The 25620-nt window shown below is 58.8% G+C and carries 35 protein-coding genes and 1 pseudogene; 27 read left to right on the top strand and 9 right to left on the bottom strand.

Going from position 1 to position 25620, the window contains the following annotated elements:
- Positions 1 to 27: 27 nt before the first annotated feature.
- The 3 genes from ABD112_RS02940 (at position 28) to ABD112_RS02950 (ending at position 3021) form a co-directional block, all read left to right on the top strand.
- A complete protein-coding gene (locus tag ABD112_RS02940; protein WP_343923026.1) occupies positions 28 to 399 on the top strand; it encodes an ArsR/SmtB family transcription factor in 372 nt (123 codons plus the stop codon).
- Positions 399 to 1658: an MFS transporter gene (locus ABD112_RS02945; protein ID WP_343923028.1), complete on the top strand. Its 1260-nt coding sequence runs from the start codon at positions 399 to 401 to the stop codon at positions 1656 to 1658. Before ABD112_RS02940 ends, ABD112_RS02945 begins: the two co-directional genes overlap by 1 nt.
- Positions 1659 to 1728: 70 nt before the next feature.
- Entirely contained in the window at positions 1729 to 3021 is a 1293-nt protein-coding gene (locus ABD112_RS02950) for an APC family permease (protein WP_343923030.1), read from the top strand.
- A 69-nt stretch (positions 3022 to 3090) separates the two neighbouring features.
- Here the strand turns inward: ABD112_RS02950 and ABD112_RS02955 are convergent, their stop codons facing one another.
- Positions 3091 to 3489 carry a heavy metal-responsive transcriptional regulator gene (locus tag ABD112_RS02955; protein ID WP_343923032.1) on the bottom strand — a complete coding sequence of 133 codons (399 nt, stop codon included), beginning with the start codon at positions 3487 to 3489 and terminating at the stop codon, positions 3091 to 3093.
- Between the two features lie 56 nt (positions 3490 to 3545).
- Between ABD112_RS02955 and ABD112_RS02960 the strand changes: the two genes are divergently transcribed.
- The 5 genes and pseudogenes from ABD112_RS02960 (at position 3546) to ABD112_RS02975 (ending at position 6748) form a co-directional block, all read left to right on the top strand.
- Positions 3546 to 3845 (top strand): thioredoxin family protein, encoded by a 300-nt coding sequence (locus tag ABD112_RS02960; RefSeq protein ID WP_343923033.1) that lies wholly within the window; start codon positions 3546 to 3548, stop codon positions 3843 to 3845.
- Between the two features lie 64 nt (positions 3846 to 3909).
- Positions 3910 to 5262 (top strand): dihydrolipoyl dehydrogenase family protein, encoded by a 1353-nt coding sequence (locus tag ABD112_RS02965; RefSeq protein ID WP_343923035.1) that lies wholly within the window; start codon positions 3910 to 3912, stop codon positions 5260 to 5262.
- A 117-nt stretch (positions 5263 to 5379) separates the two neighbouring features.
- A complete protein-coding gene (locus ABD112_RS02970) occupies positions 5380 to 6072 on the top strand; it encodes a thioredoxin-like domain-containing protein (protein WP_343923037.1) in 693 nt (230 codons plus the stop codon).
- Positions 6073 to 6275: 203 nt separating this feature from the next.
- Positions 6276 to 6368: pseudogene (locus tag ABD112_RS14575) on the top strand (hypothetical protein); the annotation flags it as partial.
- Positions 6369 to 6382: 14 nt separating this feature from the next.
- Complete coding sequence (locus ABD112_RS02975) at positions 6383 to 6748, top strand: DUF305 domain-containing protein (RefSeq protein WP_343923039.1); 366 nt, start codon at positions 6383 to 6385, stop codon at positions 6746 to 6748.
- 15 nt (positions 6749 to 6763) lie between these two features.
- Here the strand turns inward: ABD112_RS02975 and ABD112_RS02980 are convergent, their stop codons facing one another.
- From ABD112_RS02980 to ABD112_RS02995, 4 genes are read right to left on the bottom strand one after another with little or no spacing between them, the layout of a single operon-like run.
- Positions 6764 to 7636: a 5-oxoprolinase subunit C family protein gene (locus tag ABD112_RS02980; protein WP_343923041.1), complete on the bottom strand. Its 873-nt coding sequence runs from the start codon at positions 7634 to 7636 to the stop codon at positions 6764 to 6766.
- Positions 7633 to 8262, bottom strand: coding sequence for a 5-oxoprolinase subunit B family protein (locus ABD112_RS02985; RefSeq protein ID WP_343923043.1), 630 nt, complete (start codon positions 8260 to 8262; stop codon positions 7633 to 7635). Before ABD112_RS02985 ends, ABD112_RS02980 begins: the two co-directional genes overlap by 4 nt.
- A complete protein-coding gene (locus ABD112_RS02990; RefSeq protein WP_343923045.1) occupies positions 8259 to 9026 on the bottom strand; it encodes a LamB/YcsF family protein in 768 nt (255 codons plus the stop codon). The genes ABD112_RS02985 and ABD112_RS02990 overlap by 4 nt, the downstream gene beginning before the upstream one ends.
- Before the next feature lie 5 nt (positions 9027 to 9031).
- Entirely contained in the window at positions 9032 to 9373 is a 342-nt protein-coding gene (locus tag ABD112_RS02995) for a DUF7882 family protein (protein WP_343923047.1), read from the bottom strand.
- Positions 9374 to 9470: 97 nt separating this feature from the next.
- On the opposite strand from ABD112_RS02995, the gene ABD112_RS03000 reads away from it, so the two are divergent.
- The 4 genes from ABD112_RS03000 to ABD112_RS03015 all read left to right on the top strand — a co-directional run bounded on the left by ABD112_RS03000 (position 9471) and on the right by ABD112_RS03015 (position 10696).
- Entirely contained in the window at positions 9471 to 9803 is a 333-nt protein-coding gene (locus ABD112_RS03000) for a DUF7882 family protein (RefSeq protein WP_343923049.1), read from the top strand.
- A 186-nt stretch (positions 9804 to 9989) separates the two neighbouring features.
- Entirely contained in the window at positions 9990 to 10172 is a 183-nt protein-coding gene (locus tag ABD112_RS03005) for a CsbD family protein (RefSeq protein WP_343923051.1), read from the top strand.
- A gap of 9 nt (positions 10173 to 10181) precedes the next feature.
- Positions 10182 to 10352 carry a hypothetical protein gene (locus ABD112_RS03010; protein WP_343923053.1) on the top strand — a complete coding sequence of 57 codons (171 nt, stop codon included), beginning with the start codon at positions 10182 to 10184 and terminating at the stop codon, positions 10350 to 10352.
- 71 nt (positions 10353 to 10423) lie between these two features.
- Positions 10424 to 10696, top strand: a complete 273-nt coding sequence (locus ABD112_RS03015; protein ID WP_343923054.1) for a hypothetical protein — start codon at positions 10424 to 10426, stop codon at positions 10694 to 10696.
- A gap of 37 nt (positions 10697 to 10733) precedes the next feature.
- Here the strand turns inward: ABD112_RS03015 and ABD112_RS03020 are convergent, their stop codons facing one another.
- Together ABD112_RS03020 and ABD112_RS03025 are read right to left on the bottom strand one after the other, a co-directional pair.
- Complete coding sequence (locus tag ABD112_RS03020; RefSeq protein WP_343923055.1) at positions 10734 to 11060, bottom strand: GntR family transcriptional regulator; 327 nt, start codon at positions 11058 to 11060, stop codon at positions 10734 to 10736.
- Positions 11053 to 12045: a hypothetical protein gene (locus tag ABD112_RS03025; RefSeq protein ID WP_343923056.1), complete on the bottom strand. Its 993-nt coding sequence runs from the start codon at positions 12043 to 12045 to the stop codon at positions 11053 to 11055. The genes ABD112_RS03020 and ABD112_RS03025 overlap by 8 nt, the downstream gene beginning before the upstream one ends.
- A gap of 94 nt (positions 12046 to 12139) precedes the next feature.
- Here ABD112_RS03025 and ABD112_RS03030 point away from each other — a divergent pair, with 94 nt between their 5' ends.
- The gene (locus ABD112_RS03030) at positions 12140 to 12382 is read left to right on the top strand and encodes a hypothetical protein (RefSeq protein WP_343923057.1); all 243 of its coding nucleotides are present in this window, start codon (positions 12140 to 12142) and stop codon (positions 12380 to 12382) included.
- Positions 12383 to 12406: 24 nt separating this feature from the next.
- Here the strand turns inward: ABD112_RS03030 and ABD112_RS03035 are convergent, their stop codons facing one another.
- Positions 12407 to 12811 (bottom strand): VOC family protein, encoded by a 405-nt coding sequence (locus ABD112_RS03035; RefSeq protein WP_343923058.1) that lies wholly within the window; start codon positions 12809 to 12811, stop codon positions 12407 to 12409.
- Between the two features lie 107 nt (positions 12812 to 12918).
- Between ABD112_RS03035 and ABD112_RS03040 the strand changes: the two genes are divergently transcribed.
- The 13 genes from ABD112_RS03040 to glpK all read left to right on the top strand — a co-directional run bounded on the left by ABD112_RS03040 (position 12919) and on the right by glpK (position 23812).
- Positions 12919 to 13680: a GAF and ANTAR domain-containing protein gene (locus ABD112_RS03040; RefSeq protein ID WP_343923059.1), complete on the top strand. Its 762-nt coding sequence runs from the start codon at positions 12919 to 12921 to the stop codon at positions 13678 to 13680.
- Between the two features lie 29 nt (positions 13681 to 13709).
- Positions 13710 to 14456, top strand: coding sequence for a GAF and ANTAR domain-containing protein (locus ABD112_RS03045; RefSeq protein WP_343923060.1), 747 nt, complete (start codon positions 13710 to 13712; stop codon positions 14454 to 14456).
- Between the two features lie 108 nt (positions 14457 to 14564).
- Entirely contained in the window at positions 14565 to 15761 is a 1197-nt protein-coding gene (locus tag ABD112_RS03050; protein ID WP_343923061.1) for a Rossmann-fold NAD(P)-binding domain-containing protein, read from the top strand.
- A complete protein-coding gene (locus ABD112_RS03055; protein ID WP_343923063.1) occupies positions 15761 to 16087 on the top strand; it encodes an NAD(P) transhydrogenase subunit alpha part 2 in 327 nt (108 codons plus the stop codon). The genes ABD112_RS03050 and ABD112_RS03055 overlap by 1 nt, the downstream gene beginning before the upstream one ends.
- Positions 16084 to 17505, top strand: coding sequence for an NAD(P)(+) transhydrogenase (Re/Si-specific) subunit beta (locus tag ABD112_RS03060; RefSeq protein ID WP_343923065.1), 1422 nt, complete (start codon positions 16084 to 16086; stop codon positions 17503 to 17505). Before ABD112_RS03055 ends, ABD112_RS03060 begins: the two co-directional genes overlap by 4 nt.
- 116 nt (positions 17506 to 17621) lie before the next feature.
- On the top strand, positions 17622 to 18149 hold the full coding sequence (locus ABD112_RS03065; protein ID WP_343923067.1) for a DoxX family protein: 528 nt from the start codon (positions 17622 to 17624) through the stop codon (positions 18147 to 18149).
- 62 nt (positions 18150 to 18211) lie between these two features.
- Entirely contained in the window at positions 18212 to 19285 is a 1074-nt protein-coding gene (locus ABD112_RS03070) for a 2,3-butanediol dehydrogenase (protein WP_343923189.1), read from the top strand.
- A complete protein-coding gene (locus tag ABD112_RS03075) occupies positions 19275 to 19721 on the top strand; it encodes a pyridoxamine 5'-phosphate oxidase family protein (RefSeq protein ID WP_343923069.1) in 447 nt (148 codons plus the stop codon). Before ABD112_RS03070 ends, ABD112_RS03075 begins: the two co-directional genes overlap by 11 nt.
- 76 nt (positions 19722 to 19797) lie before the next feature.
- On the top strand, positions 19798 to 20154 hold the full coding sequence (locus ABD112_RS03080; RefSeq protein ID WP_343923071.1) for a DUF805 domain-containing protein: 357 nt from the start codon (positions 19798 to 19800) through the stop codon (positions 20152 to 20154).
- Positions 20155 to 20207: 53 nt separating this feature from the next.
- Positions 20208 to 21155, top strand: coding sequence for a YHYH protein (locus ABD112_RS03085; protein ID WP_343923073.1), 948 nt, complete (start codon positions 20208 to 20210; stop codon positions 21153 to 21155).
- Positions 21156 to 21157: 2 nt separating this feature from the next.
- Positions 21158 to 21787, top strand: coding sequence for a DUF305 domain-containing protein (locus ABD112_RS03090; RefSeq protein WP_343923075.1), 630 nt, complete (start codon positions 21158 to 21160; stop codon positions 21785 to 21787).
- A gap of 103 nt (positions 21788 to 21890) precedes the next feature.
- Positions 21891 to 22262 (top strand): YchJ family protein, encoded by a 372-nt coding sequence (locus ABD112_RS03095; RefSeq protein ID WP_343923077.1) that lies wholly within the window; start codon positions 21891 to 21893, stop codon positions 22260 to 22262.
- 41 nt (positions 22263 to 22303) lie between these two features.
- Positions 22304 to 23812: a glycerol kinase GlpK gene (glpK, locus tag ABD112_RS03100; RefSeq protein ID WP_343923079.1), complete on the top strand. Its 1509-nt coding sequence runs from the start codon at positions 22304 to 22306 to the stop codon at positions 23810 to 23812.
- Positions 23813 to 23843: 31 nt separating this feature from the next.
- On the opposite strand, the gene trpD is transcribed toward glpK, so the two are convergent.
- A complete protein-coding gene (trpD, locus tag ABD112_RS03105; protein ID WP_343923081.1) occupies positions 23844 to 24899 on the bottom strand; it encodes an anthranilate phosphoribosyltransferase in 1056 nt (351 codons plus the stop codon).
- A gap of 77 nt (positions 24900 to 24976) precedes the next feature.
- On the opposite strand from trpD, the gene ctaE reads away from it, so the two are divergent.
- Positions 24977 to 25612 carry an aa3-type cytochrome oxidase subunit III gene (gene ctaE, locus ABD112_RS03110; RefSeq protein WP_343923083.1) on the top strand — a complete coding sequence of 212 codons (636 nt, stop codon included), beginning with the start codon at positions 24977 to 24979 and terminating at the stop codon, positions 25610 to 25612.
- The last annotated feature ends 8 nt before the right edge of the window (positions 25613 to 25620 follow it).

Here is a 25620-nt window from a genome sequence, read left to right on the forward strand (position 1 = left end):
TCCTGCGTCCTATGCGATAATCTGCGTATGAATGCAGATAATAGCGGAGTGCGGCACACGGAGCACCTATCCGTGGAACTGACGGTTGAAGTGTTCTCGATGCTCGCCGACGCCACACGGGTACGAATTATCCTCGCTTTGCGCGACGCGGAGCTGCCAGTGAACAGCTTGGCCGAGATCGTTGACAAGTCGCCAGCTTCCGTTTCACAGCACTTAGCGAAACTTCGATTGGCCCGGATCGTGCTCACCCGCAACGAAGGCACACGAATCTTCTACCGACTTGCCAATGAGCACGCGAGCCTCCTGGTCACCGAGGCCATGTTCCAGGCCGAGCACTCGTTGAGCATCGATCCGGCACACCACCGGGCCGCACATCCCGCAACTCCGGATGTTTCCTGATGCTGCAGGTGCTGCGAAACCCCACCTACGCCAAGCTTTTCTCGGCGCAGGTGGTTGCACTGCTGGGAACGGGCCTTCTCACGGTCGCCCTTGGGCTGCTCGCGTTTGACCTTGCCGGCGCAGCGGCAGGATTGGTGCTCGGCACGGCACTAACCATCAAGATGGCCGCCTATGTGGGAGTAGCCCCGCTCATCGCAGCAGCGGTCGATCGATTGCCGAAGAAGGCTGTACTGGTTAGTGCGGATCTAGTGCGGTTGGCGATTGCGCTCATGTTGCCGCTGGTCACAGAAGTCTGGCAGATTTATCTGCTCGTGTTCATACTGCAGTCTGCTTCAGCGACCTTTACTCCGGCGTTCCAGTCGCTCATTCCCTCAATCTTGCCCGAATCGCGAGACTATACACGGGCACTCTCGCTTTCTCGGCTCGCCTACGATCTCGAATCGCTCTTGAGCCCAATGATCGCGGCGGTGTTGCTCACTGTAGTGAGCTACAGCAATCTGTTCGTCGGCACAGCGCTCGGGTTCACCTCATCCGCCGTTCTCGTACTCGTTTCGACGCTTCCCGGTAGCGCCACCGGGCCAACAATTGCGACATTCTGGCAGCGACTCCCCCTCGGCGTCATTATCTTCGCTCGCACAAAAACCCTTCAGTTCCTCCTGCTCACCAACGTGGTCGTTGCCGCTGGCACTGCGCTGGTGCTGGTCAATTCGGTCGTATACGCCCGCAGCGTTTTTGCTCTCGATGCCGCGGCACTCGCTATCACTCTTGCCAGTTACGGGGCTGGCTCGCTGATCGTCGCGTTCAACGTTCCCTGGCTTGTGGCGCGCTTCGGGGTAATCCGCATCATGATTACCGGAATGGGCTTCGTCGTCGCAGGGCTCCTTGCCGCCGTGATCGTAACCGCATCTGCAAGCTCCTCCTTGGCCGGGTGGGGCTGGCTTTTGGCTACCTGGGCGTTGCTTGGCATGGGCACATCACTGGTGAGCACCCCCTCGGCAAGGCTGCTCGCCGACGCATCTACGCCAGCAGACCGTAACTTGGTCTATACAGCGCAGTTCGCGCTCTCCCACGCCTGTTTCCTGGTCACTTACCCGATCGCCGGATGGATCGGGGCAAGCAGCCTTACTGTCGCGGCCATCGTGCTCCTCGTTGTTGCCATAACCGCTGCTGTTCTCGCGAGTGGGTTTGCAATAAGACAAAGGCTGTACACCAAAAACGAGAAGCCAGTTGCGGCTTCGACTGAGATCGACGCAAAGTGAACTTCTCAAGATTATTTTACGATCATCACACCGTCTCGATAAAACACACTATGAACGGAAGGACAGGCGTATGCCTAAACGCACAGGCAAGATCTCGCTGACGGGGTCTGTCTCCTTAGGAACTGGCGTAATGATCGGCGCGGGAATCTTCGCACTCGTCGGCCAAGTCGCCGAATTCGCCGGCGACTTTTTCCCGATCGCCTTCCTCCTCGGTGCGATTGTCGCCGCAGTCAGCTCGTATTCTTACGTCCGCTATTCCAGCGTGAACCCTTCGTCCGGTGGAATTGCCATGCTGCTAAAAGATGCCTGCGGCCCTGGTGTCGCTGCTGGTTCGTTCTCACTGTTCATGTTCGTGTCCATGGTGGTAGCCGAGAGCCTTCTGGCGCGTACCTTCGGCACCTACCTACTGCGGCCGTTCGGCCTGCAGGACTCCGTGATTCTCGTTCCTGTGCTGGGTGTTGCCGCGATCGTCACTGCCGCGATCGTGAACTTCGTCGGCAACACGGTCGTCGAACGTTCAGCGACAACCACTGCAATAGTGAAAATTATCGGCATCGCCGTCCTCGCCATCGCGGGGCTGATCGGTGTCGCCGCTGGCGGCGACGGATTCTTTTCGAAGTCATCCGGCGACTCCATCGACCTCGTCGGTCTCTTGGCAGGCACCACATTGTGCGTGCTCGCATACAAAGGCTTCACCACCATCACCAATCAAGGTGATGATATTCGCGACCCGAAGCGCAATATTGCCCGTTCTATTCTCATTTCGCTCGCGATCTGCACTGTCCTCTACCTTCTGATCACGGTGTCTGTGAATTCGAGCATTGGCGCGAGCGGCGCAGTAGAAGCCCGCAACTATGCGCTGGCTCAGGCTGCAGAACCATTCTTCGGCGCATGGGGCGTTGGCATCACGGTTGCGATCGCCGTGGTCGCCACCCTTTCAGGCTTGCTCGCCAGCCTGTACTCTGTGTCACGGCTCTACGCGATGCTGCAGAAAATGCGGCAGGCGCCCTCGCTGCCGAAATCGGTCCCCCATCAGCCGATGATCATCACCGCAGGGCTCGCCATCCTCGTCACGGTATTCCTCGATCTCAGTCAGATCGCATCAATGGGGGCGTTCCTCTATCTGTCCATGGACATGGCAGTGCAATGGGGCGTTATCCGCCACCTTCGGTCGAGGATCGAGGCCAACATCTGGATCCCGATCCTGACCATCGTGCTTGACCTGGCGATCCTGATCCCGTTCACCATTCTCAAGGTTCAGAGCGACCTTTTCACCGTGATCGTCGCGGCCGTGGTGGCCGCTGCCATAGTCGCTGCGCAGATTGTCACGATCCGCACACAACGGCGCACAAGAAAAGGATAGCTAGAACTACAGCTGCAGGGACTCTCCCCACGAACGGCACACGCTCACCAAGGCGACGTTCACTCCTGACTACAAGGGAGCGATGATGTGACAAACTTCGGCGTCAGTGCAACGTGCAGGATCGAGCCGATCGCTTCGACTGATTAGTCCTTCGAGTTCTGTCTCGAGCGCCGCCAGCTCGGCCTGTCGTCGTCGAACATCGTGCAGCTTATCGGCGAGAAGCACGCTGACATGAGCACACGGGGCTATGCCTTCACCGCGCAGTTCGAGCACTGTCGAGATTTCGAGCAGAGTTAGCCCGGCTCCTTGCCCGCTGCGGATAAACCCAAGCCGGGAAAGCACGGCGGGGTCGTAGGCGCGGTAACCATTCGAATCACGCTGAGGTTGAGGAAGCAAACCCTTGCGCTCGTAAAAGCGAATGGTCTGAGTGGGCACCCCGGCGGCTGACGCGACTTCTCCTATACGCATTCTTTGATCCTAGACGCTTGACCTTGCACCATGGATCAAGGTTTAGTCTCGCAGTTATGGAAATCACTCTGCTCTACTTCGAAGGCTGCCCCCACTGGAAGATCGCCGATGAGCGATTGAAACTGCTGGCGATCGAGCGCCCTGAGATCACGGTTGCTCACCAGTTAGTGGAGACGCCTGAACAGGCGGAAGACGTCGGCTTCTTCGGCTCTCCTAGCCTGCAAGTGAACGGTGTCGACATATTCGCGGCGGATGGTGCCCGAGTAGGCCTCGCTTGCCGGAGATACCCCACTCCCAGCGGATATGACGGTGCGCCTACCGTCGATCAACTGCGCATTGCCCTCGCGAAAGCGTGATCTTCCGCAGCTCAGCGCGGCGCATCCCACTCCACATCCTGGCTAATTTAAAGGAAGATCGCTCATGAGCAAACCTTACGACCTAATCGTTGTTGGTGCCGGCATGGCGGGCATCGCAGCCGCCAACAAGTGCGCATCTGCCGGATGGCGGGTCGCCATCGTCGACTCACTGCCATACGGAGGTACGTGCGCATTGCGGGGATGTGACCCAAAGAAAATTTTGCGCCGCGGTGCCGAGATCGTCGATAGTGCTCGTCTCCTACGAGGTAAGGGCATCGACGAGTCAGGGCTAGCGATCAACTGGGCTGACTTGATGAAACACAAACACGGGTTCACTGACCCCGTCCCTGAGCGCATGGAGGACAACCTTGAGCACAACGGTGTCGACACTCTCCACGGTCACGCACGTTTCACTGCGCCCCACGAGATCGATATCGACGGCACCGGCTACCAAGCTGACAGATTTCTCATTGCAACAGGAGCACGTCCACGTCCCCTCGGATTTCCTGGACACGAGAGCGTTATCGACAGCACTAACTTCCTGGACCTCGACTCTCTTCCGGCGCGGATTCTCTTCATCGGCGGAGGCTTCGTTTCTTTCGAGTTCGCCCACATCGTTGCTCGCGCTGGTAGCAGCGCCGTCATCGTCGATCGCGGCAGACGCCCGCTTAAAAACTTTGACCCAGACCTCGTCGAACGTCTCGTTGACCGCGGTCGCGAGGTCGGCATCAACCTTAAGCGAAGCGCAGAGATCACATCAGTCGAGCAGACCGGACGGGGATATGTCGTCACCATCGAACGCGACGGGACCATTGAGACCATTGAGACTGATCTCGTTGTGCACGGCGCCGGACGCGTCGCTGACCTCGCCTCGCTAAACCTCAGCGCAGTGGGCGTGGAGTGGAACGAGCGTGGCGTCGCAGTCAGCGACCACCTTCAGAGCACAACCAATCCAGCGATCTGGGCCGCCGGTGACTCAGCAGACACCGCAGGGATGCCACTCACTCCAGTAGCGGTGTCAGAGGCGAAGGTCGCTGCATCCAACATGATCAAGGGCACAACCGCTATTCCGGACTACGCCGGAATTCCGACCGCTGTCTTTACGATCCCCGAACTCGCGAGCGTTGGACTGTCGGAAGCTGAAGCACGAACACAGGGATTCGACCTAAAGGTCCGTTACTCGGACACAAGCGGCTGGTACTCCAACTACCGTATCGGCGAGAATACAGCCGCGGCCAAAATCCTCATCGACCGTTCAACGGACCAAGTCATCGGTGCCCACCTTCTCGGGCCTGAATATGGGGAGCTCATCAATACCTTCGGACTTGCGATCAAACTCGGGCTCACTGCCCGTCAGCTCAAGTCTGCAACGGCCGCCTACCCCACGGTGGGATCCGATTTGGGTTCCATGCTTTAGGAACATTGCTTCAGCTCAGCCTCTACTTCGCTCTCCACTGTCCTCACAAATTGGGTGAACTATTCTTCGTAGATACAACTGTTCCCTGCCCGCTACACCGATGACAGGATCACCGTCGTGCCGCCTCGTAGTTCACAATCACCGCTCATTCCGCCAGCCGCCCCCACAGATCTGACCGTGAAGCAGCAGCGCACTGAGCGACGAGCGGTGAAAATCGCCGCCCTCAAAAAGAAGCAGGCTTCCGAGAAACGGAACCGGGTCATCGGCATCGTGACCGGCAGCGTCGCAGCGGTTGGTGTGCTTGCGCTGGTCGTCACCATGGTGGTCACGAACGGCACCCCGAAAGTAAGCCCGGACGCGATAGAGATCACCGGATTGCAGAACTACGCAGATGTCATCGCAGGGCATGTCGAGGGCGCGGTCGACTACGCGCAGAGCCCTCCGGCTGGCGGTGAGCACGCAGCTGCGTGGCTTAACTGTGGCGTGTATACCGAACCCGTCCCCAATGAGAACGCTGTGCATTCGCAAGAGCATGGCGCCGTTTGGGTCACCTACGACCCGGCTCAAGTTTCGGGAGACGACCTGGAGACGCTCCAAAGTTCTATGCCTGCGACCTATTCGGTGCTCTCGCCCCAGCCTGGCCTGCAGTCCCCCGTCGTTATCTCGGCCTGGGCCAATCAGGTTGAGTTGGACGGCGTTAATGACCCGCGACTGCAGGACTTCGTCGACAAATTCTGGCAGGCCGGCGACTCACCTGAGGCAGGGGCTTCCTGCTCGGGCGGGCTTGACGGTCCAGGTCGCATCGCTTGAGCGATCCGGCAGGCGCCCACTCAGGGAGGCCGCTGGCGCAAGTAGTCGTGGCGATACTCACCGCAGTCCTTTTGCTGACCGGCGGCGTCGTTCTTGGACGGCTGATGTTCCCGCCTGCTCCAACGACGCCCTCAACGACAAGCGCAGAAGCCGGCTTCGCACGCGACATGCAGGCTCACCACCAGCAGGCGGTCGAAATGGCCATGATTATCCGTGAGAACGGCGAAAATGAGGCCATCCGCACTCTCGCCTACGACATTGCAACCTCGCAGGCGCAGCAGTCGGGCCAAATGCATGGCTGGCTGACGATGTGGGAGTTGCCGCAGGCTTCGCCGGAGCCTTCTATGACGTGGATGATGCAGCCAGCGCTCGACGGCACCCCAGTGACATGGATTCTGCGGCCACATCCGACGCCACGATGCTCGGATTCGCCACATGGGAACAAATCGAGGCGCTCAAGGCCAGCGGGACTAGCGGGACTAGCGGAGCTAACGCCGAAGAGATGTTTCTCAAACTCATGATCACCCACCACGCCGGCGGCGTAGAGATGGCTCAAGCCCTAATTGAGCGTTCGGCCAACGAGGTAGTGACATCCCTTGCCGAAAGAATCGTGCGCACACAACAGAGCGAGATGACGTATATGAACGAGCTTCTCGTTCTGGTCGAGGGGCAATGACGGCCAAGCCAGTAGTCAGCTGCGGCCCGTCGCGAGCCGAAACTGGATGCCCTGCCCCGGGCGCAACTGAGCCAGAGCGTCGAGCGAGTCATTCGTGACAACTGCGATGACGGGGTAACCACCGGTCACCGGATGGTCAACAGCAAGGATTGTTGGCACACCATCCGGCGACACCTGAATGGCTCCAGACAGCATGCCTTCGCTGGGCAATTCGCGCCGCTCAGTGCGTTCCAACGCAGGGCCTTCGAGTCGGATGCCGGAACGATCTGATCGGGGCGATACGCGCCACTCATGGTCAAGAAGTTGCTCCCACGCCGCCGACGCGAACCAGTCTCGACGGGGGCCCGGCCGCACTTCGAGCATCACAACGGTGTCCGGGGGCGCATCGAGGGGAACGGCATCAACGGGAGGAACAGGGCGGTGGGGTTCGATTCCCATCAGGAGAATATCTCCTTCGGCAAGCGGTGCGGGACCGAGTCGTGCGAGGGTGTCACGTGAGCGCGAGCCAAGAACAAGCGGTGCCTCGATTCCTCCGCGCACCGCCAGGTAGTAACGGATGCCGTGAACTGCAGTTCCGAATTCGAGAGTCTCCCCTGCGTCAAGATGAGCTGCAGTGTTCTGCGGCACCGCGTGTCCGTCGATGGTCACACTTCCCCACGCACCCGTAACGGCTATCCACATCGCTTTTTCGGCTCGCAGCTCAACTGCACCGAATAGAATTTCGAGCCCGGCAGCATCCGGTTCATTGCCAACGAGTCGATTGGCAAGGGCCAGTGCGGCGCGGTCCATAGCGCCAGACGCACCAACGCCAAGACGCGCCAAGCCAGGGCGCCCGAGGTCTTGCACGAGCGTGAGCGGGCCGGGCTGAGCAATCACTAGTCGAGTCATGGTGCAGCCACCTCGAATCGCACAGTCATTCCCGGAGTAATCGCCGAGGGCGAGTCGCGAGATTCATCCCATAACGTCACGGCAGTTGTACCGATGATCTGCCAGCCGCCCGGTGAGGTTCGTGGATAGATTCCGGTGAATTCACCCGCTAGCCCAACCGAACCGGCCGGCACTGCTGACCGAGAAGTTTCTCGCCGGGGTATGTCAAAGTCAGTGTCCGTGCTTGCGAGATAGGCGAAGCCGGGTGCGAACCCGATGAACGCGCAGTGCCACTGCGCCTGTGAATGCCGCGACACGAGCTCATCGACGCTGATGCCCAGCAGTAGAGCCGTTGAGGCGAGATCTGGGCCCTCGTACCGCACCGGAATGGTGACGCTCTGAGCTTCACCCTCGCGCACGTTGTCGATACCGGTCGCGCACGCATAAGTGTCAGTGAGCCACTGCTCGGCAGCACGCAGCGAGAGCCTGGCCGGATCAACTCGGGCAAGCACCGTGGATGCTGCCGGAACGAGTTCGATAATTCCAGGTGCACGAGCCGCCTCGAACGCCCGAAACGCACTAATCGTCTCGTCGAGGCTAGTGAACTCAGCCAGAAGTGCTCGCTCACCGAACGGGAGAATTTTCATACGAACGCTCGGATTTCGAGGCCAGCGTGCTCGAGAAAGTTCCGGACAACCGCGGCCATCATGAACGCCCCCTCGGTATCGCCGTGCACGCAGAGGGAGTCAAATTCGACTCGCAAGAGACTGCCGTCGATCGCGACCACCTGACCATCAACCGCCATCCGCGCCGCCCTCTCCCCCGCCGCGAGTGGATCAGTGATGAATGCGCCATCCATCGAGCGTGGCGCCAGCGTCCCATCCGGCAGGTATGCACGGTCAACGAACGCTTCGCGAAAGAATTGCACACCGTGACGATCTGCAGCTCGGTGGATCTCAGTTCCGGCAAGCCCCAACACGGGCAAGTGTGAGCCTTTCGCGGCAAGCGCCACAGCATCCGCTTGCGCGTTGTCGACAGCGATCCGGTTGTAAAGAGCGCCGTGGGGCTTCAGATAGCGCACTCGCGTACCAGAAACGCTGGCAGCGGTGGTGAGAGCCTCGACTTGCTCCATGATGTCGCGCATTAGCGTTCCGGAGACGATCTCTGTTGCGCGACGTCCGAAGCCATCACGATCGCGGTACGAAGGATGAACCCCCAAACTCACACCGTGTCGAACCGCTAACCGGGCGCTAGCAAGCATGCTTCCGTGATCGCCCGCGTGAAATCCTGCGGCTACGTTCGCACTAGTGATGACGTCGAACATCACGTCATCGTTCGAGGCAGCGGCATCCGAAATTTCCTCGTCGAGGTTCCACTCGCCGAGGTCGCTGTTTAGGTCGATAGCGCTCACGGTTGTTAGCCAGTCGACAGGGTGGGCGGATGATCTCGCACGTATGCTGCAGCTTCTTCTTCGTCCAAGACGACCATTCCGCGATCGCTCAACGCCGTCATTGCGAGAGCTTTCAGCCACACTCGGTTCAGGTCTTCTGGGTGCGGGGTTTTAAATTGGAACTGCACTGGAATGGACGGTGACAGCCAGACGGTGACTCTGCCGGATCCTTCAGAGGCAGGTTTCACCCAGCTCAAGTAGAAGGACTCTTGACGACGCAACTTCAATCCTGCAGCCACTTTCACATGAGCCAGAGTTCGATCGGTGAAGTCGTACTTTGCGCCCGCACCGTACACGAATTGTCCCATCTCCATATACTGCGCCATGGTCTCTGCGAAAGCGACAGAAAACGTCACATGGACTTTTTCTCTTGCGCCCCAACTTTCTGTGTCGCGAGCTGAGGCAGTGGGTGAACTCATTTACGGCAGTGGAACTCGATACGACCTTGAAGACCGCACTCTGGCGCACATCAGGGTTGTCACCGGGGCAAGACTTCGCCGGTGGGAATCGTTCTATCTCAGCTGGATGTCCTCGAATGATCCTGAGACCGGACGAGTAAGCGTCTGGTTATCACCGTCAATCCCCTTGCAATTCCATTTCTTCGGCAACACTCCCCCGAAGATCAACCCGGTCTGGATTAGGGCTTTAGAGCTGAACGCCGCCGGGGACCGCGGAATGGTCGTCATGAACGAGGTCGAAGCAGCGAACTACATCCGTCAACGCCCTCCTCTCGACTAGTTCGACGGCTCGACTGACAGCCGCAACTACCCGCTGCCAATTACCGCGTTGGCTGCCCCGACCAGAGGTCAAACGTCGGGATCTTGCATCGCCAAGCGTCAAAAGTCAACCCCTTGTCGTGTGCGGTGTCGCTGGCGAAACTATCTCTGCCACACCACCTCACCTATCAAAAGAAGGGGTAATCTGATGAGCAATAAGGATGAGATCCACAACAGTGCCGAGAATGCTATCGGCAAGATGAAAGAGGGCGTCGGAGAAGCGACCAACAATGAGTCACTGGCCGCTGAAGGGCGAACCGACCAAGCAAAAGCAAACATCAAACAGGCTGGCGAAGACGTAAAAGACGCCGCCAAGAATCTGAAAGATTAGGTCCACATCATGAATCTTCTACTGATTATCGTCATTATCGTCGCGATTGTTCTCGCGATCACCGGTGGCCTCGTCCAGTCCCTGAACTTTTTGCTCTGGGTTGGATTAGTCCTCGCCGCCATCGCAATCGTGGCGTGGCTGATCCGCAAGGTCGCCGGCGGGAATGGATCCCGCGTGTAACCACATCGGATTGAGGGGGTATGCTTACCGCCCCGTAGGTGTACCCCTCTCTTATTTCACGCGGGAGCGTAATGAAGAACACACTGACGACCATGATCGACCTCAACGTGTTGCTGGCTGAAGTCGAGAAAAGCAAACGAAACGACGCGACTATCGACGAGAACAGCGTCCTCAAATTGACCTTGGCCTGGGAGCTCGATATCGATCGAGTAGCGGCAGGCAAGGAATCTGCCCCAATCGAGAAGCCCTCCTATGCAGCCGGAGCAACGACCCCAGACGCTGAGCGCGATAGCAAAAAGTCTGACGACTGGCGAGCTACGGTCGCTCAATTTCCGGATGATTGACCCGCGACACGAACTTCTGATCGCTTGGTGAAACGAGTTAGCCCGACCAGGCGCGGCGAAGGGCTGTGACCACATCATCTTCCCGAATGTTCTGGTCTTTCGCTTCGGAGACGAGCTCGCGGATTCGCACGACGATCGCGCCCGGCAACACGGCCGCCGCATCCGAGACTCGGGTGCCGGCGCCGGTGCGCGAGACGACAAGGCCGTCGGCTTCGAGCATTTTGTAGGCCTTTGCAGCGGTTCCATTGGCAACACCGAGGTCGTTGGCGACTTGGCGAACGGTCGGGAGGCGCTCGCCGCTGCCGACATGGCCAGAGACGATCATCCCGCGGAACTGCTCGTAGATTTCGTTAGCGTCAGTCATTGCTGCTCACGAGCTCCGGGGCTGCGGCGCGAACCCGCTTGCCGCGAACTGCGGCGACGAGGATCACGACGGCGACGGCTTGCAATACCGCGCCGATGACTGAAAGTGCCGGTGCGAAGTATGAGTAACCCAGAGTGAAGTTGAACTCACCCACACCAGGAATGCCGAACCCTGATGAACTCTGACCCGAACCGCCGATAGAAGTGAGCGCGCTACCCAGCGGCAAAAGCACGGTGCCGGTGAAAAATCGGAGAAGAGCTGACGTCGTGACTTTACGCTCACGTGTCTCGACGTCTACCGTCTCCGGGCGAACGAACGGCCTAACTGAACTAGTGCGGATCGCCCACCCGACGAGAAGCGCGAGCACAGCTGCCCCCAGCATCACCGGCACCGAATATGCCCAGCCATAAAAACTGGCTACGCCCGACGAGGAAAGTTCGGGATCGGTCACCAAATTTGCACCTGGGAGCAAGATGAGTGTGTGCAGTCCGTTCTCGTCGGTAATTGACGCGAGACCCGCGAGACCCGATACGACGCCGAGAAGGCTGAGAACGCTTGCTGCCGCGACTACCTCGGGTGTACGCGAGAAACTCAACCACCCCCGATACCGAACGGGCAGTACAGGAGCTTCGATGCCGGAATTCTCTCGGGCTAAGCGGTTCAGCACGACAACCATCACAATAATCGCGGCGACAACGGGGAACGGGTGGATCCACCAGAGATAGGCCCCAGGAGCGGGGCTGAAGTCGAGAGACGAGTCGGGAAGCGGGTACCGCTGCGCGAGGTCTAGAACCGGAAAGCATTTCACGGCGAGATAGGTCAGCAGCACGGCAAGCGATCCCCCGAAGGCGACTCGGCGCATGAATGTGCTTCGGCCGGCAGGTACGGCGACCTTTGTGCGGCCGCGGGTGACGATCAGCCATACGATGAGCGCGATCGTTGCAAGAATCAGCGGTGTCTGTAAAACAAGCAGTAGATCTAGCATTGAAAGCTCCCGTAGTTTGTGTCACTTGAATGATACAAGATTGAGGTGACTGATTGTCAATAGCTGGTAAGCGGTCATTCCACGAGTAGCTGAAGTGTTGAGGCGCACCAACCCTCGCGATAATGGTGACGCGGCATACGCGAACTCACACCGTCCCGACCTCAGGGAGGCACCCACGATGGCCAGCACCTCCAACCAGCACTCCCCCAGCCCGCACACCGCCGATACCCACGACGGTGGAAACGTTGTCTTCGAGGGCACACCAGCCGTTCTCATCGCAGGGAAGTCGACTCTCACCGGTGAGCACCTCGCGGCCTACGTCACTTCACGCAACTAGGCCACTCCCCTAGTGCGCGACGGACTACCAGCGATAAATTCGAGGGATGATCTTATGTCGGGTGACCTGATCTGGCCCGGGATACACGATCACGATCGGCATGTGATCAGGACTGAGTCCCTCTACTGCATCGAACCCATCAAGATGCTCTCGGCGCACCTGGGGTGATTCTCGGCGCAGGGCCTCCTCGCATCGTTGCAGGTCTTCCACACTGTCGGTACTCCACATGAGGTACTGAATTCCGATTGAACCGACCGCGTGACTCGCCTGCGCACCTTTTCCGCGCAGATACAGCTCATAATTTTCTGGCCCGACGAGCAGCGCTGCTGAGCCATCGCGAATAGAGCACGTGAGCTGCAGGAGATCGCAGTAAAACGCGATCGATCTGTCGAGATCAGAAACAAAAATGATTGCGGATGAGAGACGCATAGTTGCTCCTCAGTGAACGATTTCGGAGTCTCGCCGATTAGCGCGCTCAACCAGACAGTCTCAAAGAGAGCCAGTTCGTCGTCCTGTGCCAATGATAGGCTCCCCGCATGGGAGCAGGATCTTCCCGAACTCTTCCGACAATTGCCTGGGTTCTTCGTTGGATCAACGTTTCGTTGAAGGCCGTCATGAGTTCGGTACCGCTTCTCCAGAAGGCGCAAAACAACGAAGCCTTGTCTCTGTGCTCCCCTTTCCTGAAAGCCCTTGAAGTTGCGGGCGCATCGATTTCCGTCGCCGGCGAACTCAATCGGCACTCAACGATTTGCGTCAGTAGTCCTTTGGCTGCGCGACTTGATGCGTTGCAGTTCGAATTAGGAGAAGGCCCGCGGTGGGAAGCGCTCGCCTCGCGTTCCGCCATCATCTGTCCTGATCTTGCCCACGTCATCCAATCGCCGTGGCCCATCTTTCTCGGGGAGGCCCGCGCACTCGGAGTCCGCTCCGTGTTCTCATTCCCCATGAAGGTGGGTGCAGCATTGGTTGGCACCGTCGACTTGTGCTGCACATCATCGCGAGCCGCTGACGAGAAATTCGTCTCAATGGCCACCCTCATGGCCGGCCACGCCGCGAGCAACGCGGTGCAGCAAGCGGTGCGTTCAGCCGAAGATCACAACTCCTTAGAATCCGAGTGGTCGCCAGCGCTGCGACGGGAGGTCCACCAAGCGACCGGGATACTCATTTCCCAACTCGACCTCTCTGCGACCGATGCGTTCTCACTCCTCCAGGGGCATGTTTTCGCAAGCGGCAAGCCAATCGACCAGATTGCGCACGACGTTGTCTTGCGCGCGCTGGTGTTCAGCCACATCCCCGAATGACTCTCCCACTCATCAGAAAATTGGATCATATGGACGGCACGTCCCGCGAAGCTGAGATCAACGCCGCATTCGTCGCGGTCGCAGACACTCTCACAACCGACTACGACATGGTGGACCTGCTACACACACTCGTCCAACGTTGCGCAGCAATCCTTCATATGGAGGCTGGTGGGCTGATGCTCGTCGACGGGGCAGGTGAACTTCAACTAATGACGTCAACCAGCGAGGCGGCGGGGTTGGTCGAAGTCATGCAACTCAACGCCGCAGCCGGGCCGTGCATTGATTGCTTTCGCACCGGATCTGCTATCTCGGTTAACGACATCTCGGTGTCGACGTCGTGGCCAGCCTTCCGCACGGCCGCGCTCAAACAGGGTTTCCACTCCGCGCTTGCCACGCCGATGAAACTGCGGGGAAAGATCATCGGAACGATGAATCTCTTCGGCGCAGCCAGTGCAGGTGTTAGCGCTCGCGATGCGGCCGTTGCTCAGGCACTCGCAGACGTCGCGACGATCGGCATCCTCCAAGAGCGCGTCATTCAGGAAGGCCACCTGATGGAGCAACAATTACACCGTGCTCTCGACAGCAGGATTGTCATCGAGCAGGCTAAAGGAGTCATTTCGAATGGACTCTCGCTCAGCATGGATGATGCCTTCTTACTGCTGCGAAAGTATGCTCGGGACCACAATCTCACGATCAGAACCGCGTCGGAGAGTGTGAGCAGACGCGTGGTCTCAGTGCAGTCGATTGCCTCCAACCCCGCAAAGTTGAGACGCTAAACACACCTGAGGTTGCGCGCAACACAGCACGTTCAGCAGGTGTACAGTGCCACTAGTTGCTCCAATCCTTGGCAACGGAATTTATTCCGTTATGACGCGAGGATGGCAATGGCCAATTCAGGTATCAGCCTCACAGTTGGGGTGCTTTCCGAGCGCGATTCCCACGAGCATCGGGTTGCACTCGACCCCAGTGCGTGCGGCCGCCTCGTTCACTCCGAAATGGCTGTGCTCGTTGAGTCAGATTGTGGATTGGATGCCGGTTTCCCCGATCACGCCTATGAGGCCGCTGGTGCAACCATCGCCACTCGCAGCGGTGTCATCGCAGACTGTGACGTGCTCGCGTCGCTCAGCTTCCCGCCTCGTGCCGTCACTGATCAACTTGTCGCGGGGCAAACAATAATCGGGCTCCTTGATCCTCTGAACAGCCTTGACAGGGTTGGCCCACTGGCCGAGCAGGGCCTCACCCTCGTTGCACTCGAACTGCTTCCTAGGACGCTCAGCCGCGCCCAGGCCATGGATGCTCTGAGCTCCCAATCAAGTGCGGCCGGTTACCGTGCAGCAATCGTCGCGGCAGAGAAATTTGGTCGATACCTTCCCATGATGATCACGGCTTCGGGAACCGCGATTCCGGCCAAAGTTATCGTCATCGGAACGGGCGTAGCCGGGCTACAAGCCATCGCGACCACAAAACGTCTTGGGGCTGTGGTCACCGGATACGACGTGCGAGAAGCATCCCGCATGGAGGTCGAATCACTCGGAGCCAAGTTCCTCACCTCTTCCGTTGCCGCGGGCACTGGCGAAGGAGGGTACGCACGCCCCATGACTACCGAGGAGCAAAGCACTCAGCAGCAGGAGCTCGCGGCGGCATTGGCAGCCTTCGACATCATCATCACTACGGCGAAAGTTCCTGGCCGCACTCCCCCACTCTTGGTTTCTGCCGAGACCCTCACGACACTCAAGCCCGGAACCGTCTGCGTTGATCTTGGCGCGAGCGACAAAGGCGGAAACGTTTTTGGCTCGATCGACGGATCTACTACCACTACGACCTCCGGAGTCGTCGTTGTCGGCGCTGGCAATCTCGCGGCCGACCTTCCCGCATCTGCATCACAGATGTATGGCAAAAACATCACTGCCGTAATCGAAGCACTCGCTCCGATGGGCGCCATCACTATCGACCCGACAGACGAGATACACGCCAGCCTCGTTGCCTCCCACGATGGCATCGTGACCAACCCGGTCCTGCGCGCCGCAATGAAACTCGAGCCCCTCGGCTCGAGCGAACCTCTGAAAGCCCAGGCCCCTTGATGCAAATTCTCTTCGGCAACCTCGCTATTTTCGTCCTCGCGCTTCTGGTTGGAGTCGAAGTGATCAGCAAGATCCCCTCAACCCTTCACACGCCAATGATGTCCGGCGCCAACGCGATTCACGGTGTTGTTATTGCGGGTGCTGTAGTAACCGCGTCACTCGCCAATTCACCGACCGGCTACATCCTGACCTTCATCGCCGGGGCCTTTGCCGCCGCGAATGTGTTCGGAGGTTATGCCGTGACGGACCGCATTTTGAAGATGTTTATGAGGCCCAAGGCTGTCGAACCTGCCGACGAAACAAAGACCTCGAAGGATGCATCATGACCGACTTTGAATTCGTCGTCGGGTTGATATACCTGTTGTCCGCATCCCTCTTTGTCGTAGGACTGCACATGATGCGTGCGCCAGCTACCGCACGCAACGGCAACCGCATCTCGGCAGTGGGCATGATCATTGCGGTCGCGGCGACGGTTGCGCTGTCGCTCGTCACCTCGGGTGGCGAGTGGATCGCTTGGGCGGTGCTCGCCGTAGGCGTTCTCCTCGGTGGGATCTTTGGGGTTTACCGGGCACGCACCGTCAAGATGACAGACGTGCCTCAGCTAGTGAGCGTATTCAACGCTGTCGGCGGCAGCGCCGCAGCCGCGATCGCCTTCGCAGCGTTTATCCTCGCCACCAGCAGCAACCCGCTCGATTTAACCGTTTCCATCCCCATCGTGCTCGATGTGCTCATTGGCTCGATTACGTTCTCAGGTTCGCTGATCGCTGCGGGAAAGCTTCAAGGAGTAATCCCAGGCAACCCCGTGACATTTCCCGGCTCGCGCGCGCTCAACGCTGTAGTCGCTCTCATCGCACTTGGCGCGAGTGTTGCGGCCATAATTCTTCCAGAAAATACATTGCTCTTGGTCGTGGTTCTCGTGACGGCGCTCATTCTTGGAGTACTCATGGTGCTCGCGATCGGCGGCGCCGACGCGCCCGTCGTAGTGTCACTCTTGAACGCGCTTACCGGCCTAGCCGTAGCGATGGCGGGCTTCGCGATTGACAATCAAGCACTGATCATCGCTGGCGCACTGGTCGGAGCCGCGGGCACAATCCTGACGCTTCAAATGGCTAAGGCGATGAACCGCTCTGTGCTGTCGATCATCCTCGGCGGGTTCGGCACAGGCGAGATAGCAGCCTCCGCCGGACCAGCTGACGAAGAACTAGCCAACGTCCGCAGCCTCACCACCGACGATGTCGCTATCCAGCTCGCCTATGCGCAGCACGTGCTGATTGTTCCGGGTTACGGTCTCGCCGCCGCCCAAGCTCAACACGAAGTCGCGGAGCTCGCTTCGCTGCTCATCGCGCACCATGTAGACGTCAAGTACGCGATACACCCCGTTGCGGGACGGATGCCAGGCCACATGAACGTTTTGCTTGCCGAAGCTAATGTGCCCTACGAACAAATGCTGCAACTCGACGAGGCCAACACCGCGTTCGATAACTGTGACGTCGCGCTCGTTATCGGAGCCAACGACGTCTGTAATCCCAACGCTCGCACTCCAGGTAACGCAGTATCTGGGATGCCCATCCTCAACGCTGATCACGCCAAGTCGGTCGTCGTTATCAAACGTTCGATGCGGCCTGGCTATGCGGGCATCCCAAACCCGCTCTTCACGGACCCTAAGACGGGAATGCTATTCGCGGACGCAAAAGAGGCGCTGAACGACATCACGGTGGGTGTCAAAGAATACGTGTCCGCGTGACCTCACCCGAAGCCGCTCGACTTCTTCGCCTAGACCGCTCGACACCAAAGGAAAACGATAATGACTAGTCCCTCAGTTGCTGCGCCACCAACCGCCCAGAGTGCCGCCACCAGACGGTGACCTACGAGTCACCCGTTATCGGGTCGGCGCGCGGACGTCACGCTCTTGCAGTGCTGCACCTAGCCACCGGGTTCATCTTCCTGTGGGCATTCTTCGACAAGACCTTCGGTCTCGGATTCTCCACACCCGCAGAGCGAGCGTGGATTAACGGCGGCACGCCCAGCCAGGGATTCCTCAATAGTGATGGAGTTGTCGGGCCTCTCAAACCGCTATTCACCGCGATTGCGAGCCCCACCTCCGACGTCCTCTTCATGCTCGGGATGCTCGGAATTGGCGTTGCAGTAATGCTCGGTATTGGGCTTCGCGTCAGTGCAGTGGCTGGCACCGTAATCATGATCTTGATGTATCTAGCGGAGTGGCCCTTCGCCGCGAATGCCGGCTCCACTAACCCGGCCGTGGATTACCACATCATTTACGCACTTGCATTGATCGTCCTAGCGTCGCTGGCCGCCGGAGACACGTGGGGTGCAGGCCGCGTCTGGAAGCGACTCGGTTTCGTCCAGAAGATGCCGTGGTTGATCTGACCGCTGACGCGACTACCCACGACCGACTTCCCACTAACCATCGAGCAAGAAAGCTGACCACGATGAAGGCTGCACGATTTCACGGTCGCAAAGACATCCGGATTGACGATATTCCCGAGCCACAGCTGAGACCAGGTGCCGTAGCGATTGACATTGCTTGGTGCGGTATTTGCGGCACCGACCTCCACGAATATCTCGAGGGTCCCATCTTCATTTCCGCTGAGGGCCGTCCGCACCCGTTAACTCATGAACACGTCCCAGTCACGATGGGGCACGAGTTCTCTGGGACGATCACCACACTAGGGGACGGCATCACGGATCTCACTGTCGGTGACAACGTGGTCGTGGAGCCGTACTTCGTCTGCGGCGAATGTGCTCCTTGTCGCGCAGGAAACTACAACCTCTGTACGAAGATGGGCTTCATTGGACTTGCAGGCGGCGGAGGAGGACTCAGCGAGAAGATCGTCGTCGACCGCCGGTGGGTGCACCCGATTGGCGACATCCCGCTGGATCAGGCCGCCCTCATCGAACCCCTCGCCGTAGGGCATCACGCGTTCGTGAGAAGCGGCGCAAAGGCCGGCGATACGGCTTTCATCGGAGGCGGAGGCCCTATCGGTCTGCTCCTAGCCGCCGTGCTCAAAGCGGAAGGCATCACGGTGATCATGTCCGAGCCCGGGGCTGCTCGTCGTGATATTGCCTTCTCTACGGGCGTCGCACACCACGTGATCGACCCGACGGTTGAGGATGCCGTGGCTAAGGTTCACGAGTTGACCGGCGGAGTAGGCGCAGACGTTGGCTTTGAGTGCTCGAGCGTCAACGTCGTTCTTGATCAACTCTTCGACGCAGTTCGACCCGCCGGCGTGATCGTCAACGTCTCGATTTGGAGCAAACCAGCCCAAATCGACATGCAGAAGCTTGTGCTCAAAGAAATAGACCTCCGCGGCACCATCGCGTATGCCCACGATCACCCTGCAACGATCAAGCTTGTGCAAGACGGGAGAGTCGACCTTGAACCGTTCATTACCGATCGAATTGATCTCGACAGACTCGTTCAAGATGGATTCGCAACCCTCATCGATCACAAGGACACGGCGGTAAAGATCATCGTCCAGCCGGAGGTAAGTAATGTCTCATGACACGTCGGAAGCGGGCTGGTCGCCCCAGGGGCCAGTCCTAGAGCTGTCGGATCAGGCAAGTTGGGATTTGCTCGCGAGTAAGAATTTTGGGCATCTCGCCCTCAGCAATGCTGTACGGCCCGATATCTTTCCGGTCAACTACTACTGCGACAAAGAAACAATTCTGTTCCGCACGGCTTCCGGCTCCAAACTGCACGAGATCACAGAGAATATTCACGTCGCATTCGAAGTTGACGCCCACACTCCCGACAATGTGTGGAGCGTCGTAGCGCAGGGCCTCGCCGCTGTGCTCAATGGCGACCATCCGGTAACGGCTCAGGCTCTCGAAGCACTCCCGGACTGGGTTCCCGTTGAATCATTCATGTACATATCGATAAAACCTCACACCATCCGTGGCCGCTTGTTCGAGAACCACCTCAAGATCGGACACGCCTGATCGATGCTCGGCATCGAAGGCGGCCGCGGCAGCGAAGGCCTACCCTTGGCTCTACACAAACCAACCGGGAGTTACCGTGACGTTCTTCGAATCCATCTCGACCGTATTCCGCAAGTACGCGGACTTTAGTGGGCATGCCAGCCGGTCGGAATACTGGTGGTTCGTGCTCTTTTCCTTTATCACCACAGCGATCCTCGGATCACTCAACCTAACCTCATCAGAAGGAACACTCGACCTTGGCACCAGCCTCAGCACCGCTTGGTCACTCGCGCTGCTGCTCCCCCAGCTTGCGGTTACCGTGCGACGCTTACGCGATACGGGCCGCGACTGGACCAACATGTTTTGGATCCTCGTTCCTCTCGCCGGAGTCATCGTGCTGGTGATCTACCTGACTCAACCGAGCATTCCCGAGCGTATGACAGCCAATCCATAACTAATCCATAGACTTCTCCGAAACCATGGCTCTCACCACGATCTGGAGTGACCATGACACGACTATTCACGACCGCAGCGGTAGCAAGTGTGTTGCTTCTCGCCGTAGCAGGCTGCACCACCGCTGAAAGCACTGCTACCGACATCAGCACGCCAACCACGGAAGCCACCAACGCGATAGGCACAACTAACTTCGCAGCATCCAACGGCGACTGCGACGCGATGGTAGCGACCCTGCGCGATGTCGAGAGCGCCAACTCTGACCTCGAAGACCCAGAACTCGCGGGCGTCTGCGACGGTGAAACACTGACCATCACGAGCAACAGCATCCCCGACTACTTTTACATTGCAACAACTCCCGGTTCTCCGCAGGTATCAGATCTGACAGTAAGCATCCCCGTGACCCCGACTGCAGCGGACGAACCGAGCTCAGTCCCCCTCTTGGGAGCGCTTGGAGTCGCCATCGACGGCGTGCCTATGTACGGCCCCACCGAAGGGACCGGCGGCGACGTGCAATCCCTCGAAGGTGCACTCTCCGTCTGCGGTAGCCACAGCGGCCCGACTGACTTCCACCTGCACTGGTTCGGCTATGCCGATGACGTTGACTGCCTCTACGACGCAGACGAGATCGAAACTGGCGAATCGCTTATCATCGGTTGGGCTGCTGACGGCTACCCCATCATGTCTGGTGTCGTGTGCTCAGATGAGGCCTGCGACGAGGTCGTTCAACTCACTAGCAGTTGGGAACTCACCGACGAATCACTGTTCGCCACCGACACCTGGGCTGCGCATAGCTACGTCGAAGGCTCGGGAGACCTCGACGAGTGCAACGGTCGCGTCGACAGCGACGGACAGTACCGTTACTACTCCACAGCGACATTTCCTTACCTCCTCGGCTGTTACCACGGAGAAGTTGCGGATGACGCCATAAACGGCAACAGCGCTGCAGCCCCCGGCCCCGGAGCCGTCGGTCCCGGCGATATGCCCGCCATGGATGGCTAACAGTGCGGACCGCTATCCGAAGAACTGAAGCGGTCACCAACCCCGCCAGACGTAACTTCCTTGCGTTTGGCATGCTGGCCGTGACCGGAACCGCGTTGGCAGCGTGCGGCGCGCCCGCCGCCAACGAGACGGATTCGCTGGAGACGCCAAACGAGACCGACATTGGCTTCTTCACAGACATGGCCCTTCATCACGCACAAGCGCTCGCTCTGTGCCAGCGGGTCTTGGGGCGCGACAACGGTGATTCAGTGCAATCGCTGGCCACAGAAATCCTGCAAAATCAGTCGTACGAACGGGGTGTGATGTACACCTGGCTCACCGTCTGGGGAGAAAGTACTGCTCCGCCGAAGACCGTCATGGCCTGGATAGGCATGGAGATTCCTGCTGCTGAGATGACCGGTCTCGCAACCGACGAGCAAGTGATTTTACTCAGCACGACAACGGGAATGGCTCAGGGTCGTCTTTTTCTCAGCCTCATGCGTGCCCACCACGTTGGTGGCATGCACATGGCTGCCAGTGCACGTGAAAATGCAGCCACGAGCGTAGTTCGCTCGACTGCGGACCTCATGTCTTCATTCCAGAACTATGAGATCGGAATCATCGACCAACTTCTCGCGACCACCTATCTCTAACCGCGAGCAAGAATCTCTCCCCCTGAGACGTTTCTATTGACTGGTGGCACCTGTGCTTCTCCACGCTTAGCGACACTGGCCCGCTAGTGGCTAATCTGGGAAGATGCGAGTGTGCCCCTGCCAGTCCGGAGAAACCTACGACGAGTGTTGCGGGCGTTTCCATCGCGGCGATGCCCTCGTCCCCACGGCTGAACGGCTCATGCGCTCGCGGTACAGCGCCTATGTGCTGGGTGAGATCACCTATTTGCTGAAAACGTGGCATCCGTCAACACGTCCCCGAATTCTCGAACATGACCCGGCTGTGCGCTGGCACCGACTCGATATCGTCTCGCGCACCGGCGGCAGCATGCTCGACACTCGCGGCACGGTCGAATTCCGCGCCCACTACCGGCACGACGGAATTGCTGACCAACAACACGAAAACAGCAGCTTCGTTCGCGAGAATGGCACCTGGCTGTATGTCAACGCGGTTTAAGAACTCCAGACGCGCCCCAAACTGAGAACTGAGGAGAAACAGTGGACTACATACTCTCAATCGACCAGGGCACCACAAGCACGCGCGCGATCATCTTCGATCACGACGGCAATCCGGTCACCTCTGGCCAGCTGGAACATGATCAGATCTTCCCCAAAGCGGGCTGGGTTGAGCACGACGCTACTCAAATCTGGAACAACACACGCGAAGTCATCGGTCAAGCGCTCTCCAAAGCGAATATCACCCGCCACAGCATCGCTGCCGTCGGCATCACCAACCAACGTGAAACCACCATCATCTGGGATCGCGCCACCGGCGAACCTGTCTACAACGCCATCGTCTGGCAAGACACCCGCACGCAAGCGATCATCGACCGCATCGCTGACGGCGACACCAACAGGTTCAAGAAGAAGACCGGGCTTCCGCTAGCGACGTATTTTTCGGCATCCAAAATTGTGTGGATGCTCGACAACGTCGACGGAGTTCGTGAACGTGCCGAAGCTGGCGAACTTGCCTTCGGAACCCCCGACACCTGGGTGCTCTGGAATCTCACTGGTGGCCCTGATGGCGGCGTCCACGCCACCGACATCACCAACGCAAGCCGCACGCTGCTCATGGATCTTGAGACGCGCACCTGGAGCGAAGAGATTCTTGCCGAGCTCAAGATTCCGGCGACGCTCATGCCCGAGATCCGCAGCTCTTCAGAGGTTTACGGCACGGTCTCGAGCTCGAGCCTGCTGCGCGAGGTGCCCGTTGCTGGCATCCTTGGTGATCAGCAGGCGGCAACGTTTGGTCAGGCCGCTTTTGACGCCGGCGACTCTAAAAACACTTATGGCACCGGCAACTTCTTGCTCACGAATACGGGCACAGAGATCGTGCACTCCACAAATGGGCTCATCACGACTCTCGCCTACCAGCTCGGCGACGAGGCTCCCCGATACGCGATCGAAGGCTCAATTGCGGTTACTGGCTCGCTGGTGCAATGGTTGCGCGACAATCTGGGCATCATCTCCCGTTCTGAAGAGGTGGAAACACTCGCGGCATCCGTTGATGACAACGGCGGTGTCTACTTTGTGCCCGCATTCTCCGGACTTTTTGCCCCACATTGGCGACCGGATGCCCGGGGTGCGATTCTCGGACTCACCCGTTTTGCTAACAAGGGTCATATTGCCCGCGCCGCGCTCGAGGCCACCGCATTCCAGACCAGCGACGTTGTCGACGCGGCTAACGCGGATGCCGATGTTGCGATGACCGAATTGCGCGTCGATGGAGGCATGGTCGCCAACTCCGCGCTCATGCAGTTTCAGGCGGACATCCTGAACTTGCCGGTTATTCGCCCGGTTGTCGCAGAAACGACTGCACTCGGTGCCGCCTACGCTGCGGGGCTTGCCGTTAACTATTGGAGCGGAATTGACGAGCTTCGCACCAACTGGCAAGAGGGCGAGCGGTGGGAGCCGAGCATGCCTGCCGAGGAGCGTGAGCGACTGCTGCGCAACTGGAAAAAGGCGATTTCGAAGACCCTCGACTGGGTTGACGAAGACACCGACTAATCCGCCGGACTCGGCCGCCCAAATCGACCGTCTAGCGGTTGGTAGCCGCAACCCATTCATCGAGTTTTGCACTCGCGCGCCCGGAGTCGACCAGGTCTTCAGTACGGTCGAGCTGCTCACGAAGACGCACCAGCAGCGGTCGCTGGCTCTGTTCGGGATCTTGCGCGAGATTGAACGACGCGAGTCCGGCCGCAGCGTTGAGCAGCACAACGTCTCGTGCTGGCGACTTTTCACCGGCAAGTACCGATCGAATTACTTGTGCATTGTGCTCGGGGTCCCTGCCGAGCAGCGCTTCGATCGGCGCACGCGGGATGCCGAGCTCAAGCGGATCTAGATCGTGTTCTGTCACGAAACCTCGCGATACCTCCCAGACGTGACTGTGGCCGGTGGTGGTGAGCTTGTCGATGCCATCATCCCCGCGGTACACGAGCGCCGTTGCACCGCGCGTTTGAAACACGCCGACAAGCAGGCTTACCCGTTCGCGGCTTCCCACACCAACTGCGGAGGCCTGTGGACGTGCGGGATTACACAGTGGACCAAGAATGTTGAAAAGAGTCGGTATTGCCAGCTCGCGCCGGGTGGGGCCGGCATGCGCGAAGCCAGGGTGAAAGAGCGCCGCGTAAACAAACGTGATGCCCACTTCGTCGAGCACCTCAGCGACCCGCTCCGGAGTGAGATCAAGATTCAACCCCAAAGCACTGAGAACATCGGATGCTCCGCTCTTGCTGCTCGCCGCACGGTTCCCGTGCTTGATCACTGGCACATCGCCAGCAGCAGCAATTATCGACGCAACTGAGGAGATATTCAGCACTGCGCCATAGGGATCTCCTCCTGTGCCCACGATGTCCAGAGCCATCGGATCTACGGGCAACGGTAGAGCGCTTGCGAGTGCTGCATCTCGAAATCCAACTATTTCATCGACCGTTTCGCCCTTAATGCGGAGGGCAATAAGCATGGCGGCAAGCTGGGCAGATGTCGCTTCTCCGTTCATTACGGATTTCATTGCCCACTCGGCCTGACTGATAGACAAATCGCTGCCCGAGACGAGAGAACTAAGGATTTCGGGCCAAGTTGGGGTAGATGCCATAACTGAAATACTAACGATGCTGTGCGACTGGCCGGAGATTGAAAAACGAACCCGGAGATATCCGCCATAATAGGTAGGTGACCACAGCTGCCCTCAATCGCTCGCTCGGAGCCCAGTCTGTCCAACGACCGAACATTGTTGCGGTCGGAACCATCGTCTGGCTCGGAAGCGAGGTGATGTTCTTCGCTGGCCTCTTCGCCATTTACTTCACTCTGAGGTCCACTTCGCCTGGGTTGTGGGCTGAGCAGACTGAGAAGCTCAATGTGCCGTTCGCCACCACGATCACGATCATCCTCGTGCTCTCGTCGGTGACCTGCCAATTTGGTGTGTTTGCTGCGGAGCGCATGCAGGTGCACCGCACAGGCAAGCTTTTCGATATGCGCAAGTGGGGAATGACCGAGTGGTTCTTCCTCACCTACGCCATGGGCGCCGTATTCGTTACCGGTCAGGTCTTCGAGTACGCAACGCTCGTATCTGAGTATGTCAGCCTCTCGAGCGACTCTTACGGCTCGGCCTTTTACATCACCACCGGATTCCATGGACTTCACGTTGCCGGCGGCCTCATTGCCTTCCTGCTCGTACTAGGGCGCGGATTCGCAGTCAAAAACTTCGGTCATAAAGAAGCAACAACCGCGATCGTTGTTTCGTACTACTGGCACTTCGTCGACGTGGTCTGGATCGGCCTCTTCCTCATCATCTACGTGCTCAAATGAGAAACGGA

Source organism: Rhodoglobus aureus (assembly GCF_039527955.1).
Classification (GTDB): Bacteria; Actinomycetota; Actinomycetes; order Actinomycetales; family Microbacteriaceae; genus Rhodoglobus; species Rhodoglobus aureus.

Excerpts from the sequence above, each read along its gene's own strand:
- ABD112_RS03075 (WP_343923069.1), top strand. The coding sequence starts at position 19,275 with ATGTCTCATGACACGTCGGAAGCGGGCTGGTCGCCCCAGGGGCCAGTC.
- ABD112_RS03040 (WP_343923059.1), top strand. The coding sequence starts at position 12,919 with ATGGGAGCAGGATCTTCCCGAACTCTTCCGACAATTGCCTGGGTTCTT.
- ABD112_RS03055 (WP_343923063.1), top strand. The coding sequence starts at position 15,761 with ATGCAAATTCTCTTCGGCAACCTCGCTATTTTCGTCCTCGCGCTTCTG.
- ABD112_RS02945 (WP_343923028.1), top strand. The coding sequence starts at position 399 with ATGCTGCAGGTGCTGCGAAACCCCACCTACGCCAAGCTTTTCTCGGCG.
- ABD112_RS02955 (WP_343923032.1), bottom strand. The coding sequence starts at position 3,489 with ATGCGTATAGGAGAAGTCGCGTCAGCCGCCGGGGTGCCCACTCAGACC.
- ABD112_RS02950 (WP_343923030.1), top strand. The coding sequence starts at position 1,729 with ATGCCTAAACGCACAGGCAAGATCTCGCTGACGGGGTCTGTCTCCTTA.
- ABD112_RS03025 (WP_343923056.1), bottom strand. The coding sequence starts at position 12,045 with ATGCTAGATCTACTGCTTGTTTTACAGACACCGCTGATTCTTGCAACG.
- ABD112_RS03060 (WP_343923065.1), top strand. The coding sequence starts at position 16,084 with ATGACCGACTTTGAATTCGTCGTCGGGTTGATATACCTGTTGTCCGCA.
- ABD112_RS02965 (WP_343923035.1), top strand. The coding sequence starts at position 3,910 with ATGAGCAAACCTTACGACCTAATCGTTGTTGGTGCCGGCATGGCGGGC.
- ABD112_RS03015 (WP_343923054.1), top strand. The coding sequence starts at position 10,424 with ATGAAGAACACACTGACGACCATGATCGACCTCAACGTGTTGCTGGCT.
- ABD112_RS03070 (WP_343923189.1), top strand. The coding sequence starts at position 18,212 with ATGAAGGCTGCACGATTTCACGGTCGCAAAGACATCCGGATTGACGAT.
- ABD112_RS03050 (WP_343923061.1), top strand. The coding sequence starts at position 14,565 with ATGGCCAATTCAGGTATCAGCCTCACAGTTGGGGTGCTTTCCGAGCGC.
- ABD112_RS02940 (WP_343923026.1), top strand. The coding sequence starts at position 28 with ATGAATGCAGATAATAGCGGAGTGCGGCACACGGAGCACCTATCCGTG.
- ABD112_RS02980 (WP_343923041.1), bottom strand. The coding sequence starts at position 7,636 with ATGACTCGACTAGTGATTGCTCAGCCCGGCCCGCTCACGCTCGTGCAA.
- ABD112_RS02995 (WP_343923047.1), bottom strand. The coding sequence starts at position 9,373 with ATGGGACAATTCGTGTACGGTGCGGGCGCAAAGTACGACTTCACCGAT.
- ABD112_RS02985 (WP_343923043.1), bottom strand. The coding sequence starts at position 8,262 with ATGAAAATTCTCCCGTTCGGTGAGCGAGCACTTCTGGCTGAGTTCACT.
- ABD112_RS03035 (WP_343923058.1), bottom strand. The coding sequence starts at position 12,811 with ATGCGTCTCTCATCCGCAATCATTTTTGTTTCTGATCTCGACAGATCG.
- trpD (WP_343923081.1), bottom strand. The coding sequence starts at position 24,899 with ATGGCATCTACCCCAACTTGGCCCGAAATCCTTAGTTCTCTCGTCTCG.
- ABD112_RS02960 (WP_343923033.1), top strand. The coding sequence starts at position 3,546 with ATGGAAATCACTCTGCTCTACTTCGAAGGCTGCCCCCACTGGAAGATC.
- ABD112_RS03045 (WP_343923060.1), top strand. The coding sequence starts at position 13,710 with ATGGACGGCACGTCCCGCGAAGCTGAGATCAACGCCGCATTCGTCGCG.
- ABD112_RS03020 (WP_343923055.1), bottom strand. The coding sequence starts at position 11,060 with ATGACTGACGCTAACGAAATCTACGAGCAGTTCCGCGGGATGATCGTC.
- ABD112_RS03095 (WP_343923077.1), top strand. The coding sequence starts at position 21,891 with ATGCGAGTGTGCCCCTGCCAGTCCGGAGAAACCTACGACGAGTGTTGC.
- ABD112_RS03010 (WP_343923053.1), top strand. The coding sequence starts at position 10,182 with ATGAATCTTCTACTGATTATCGTCATTATCGTCGCGATTGTTCTCGCG.
- ABD112_RS03085 (WP_343923073.1), top strand. The coding sequence starts at position 20,208 with ATGACACGACTATTCACGACCGCAGCGGTAGCAAGTGTGTTGCTTCTC.
- ABD112_RS03005 (WP_343923051.1), top strand. The coding sequence starts at position 9,990 with ATGAGCAATAAGGATGAGATCCACAACAGTGCCGAGAATGCTATCGGC.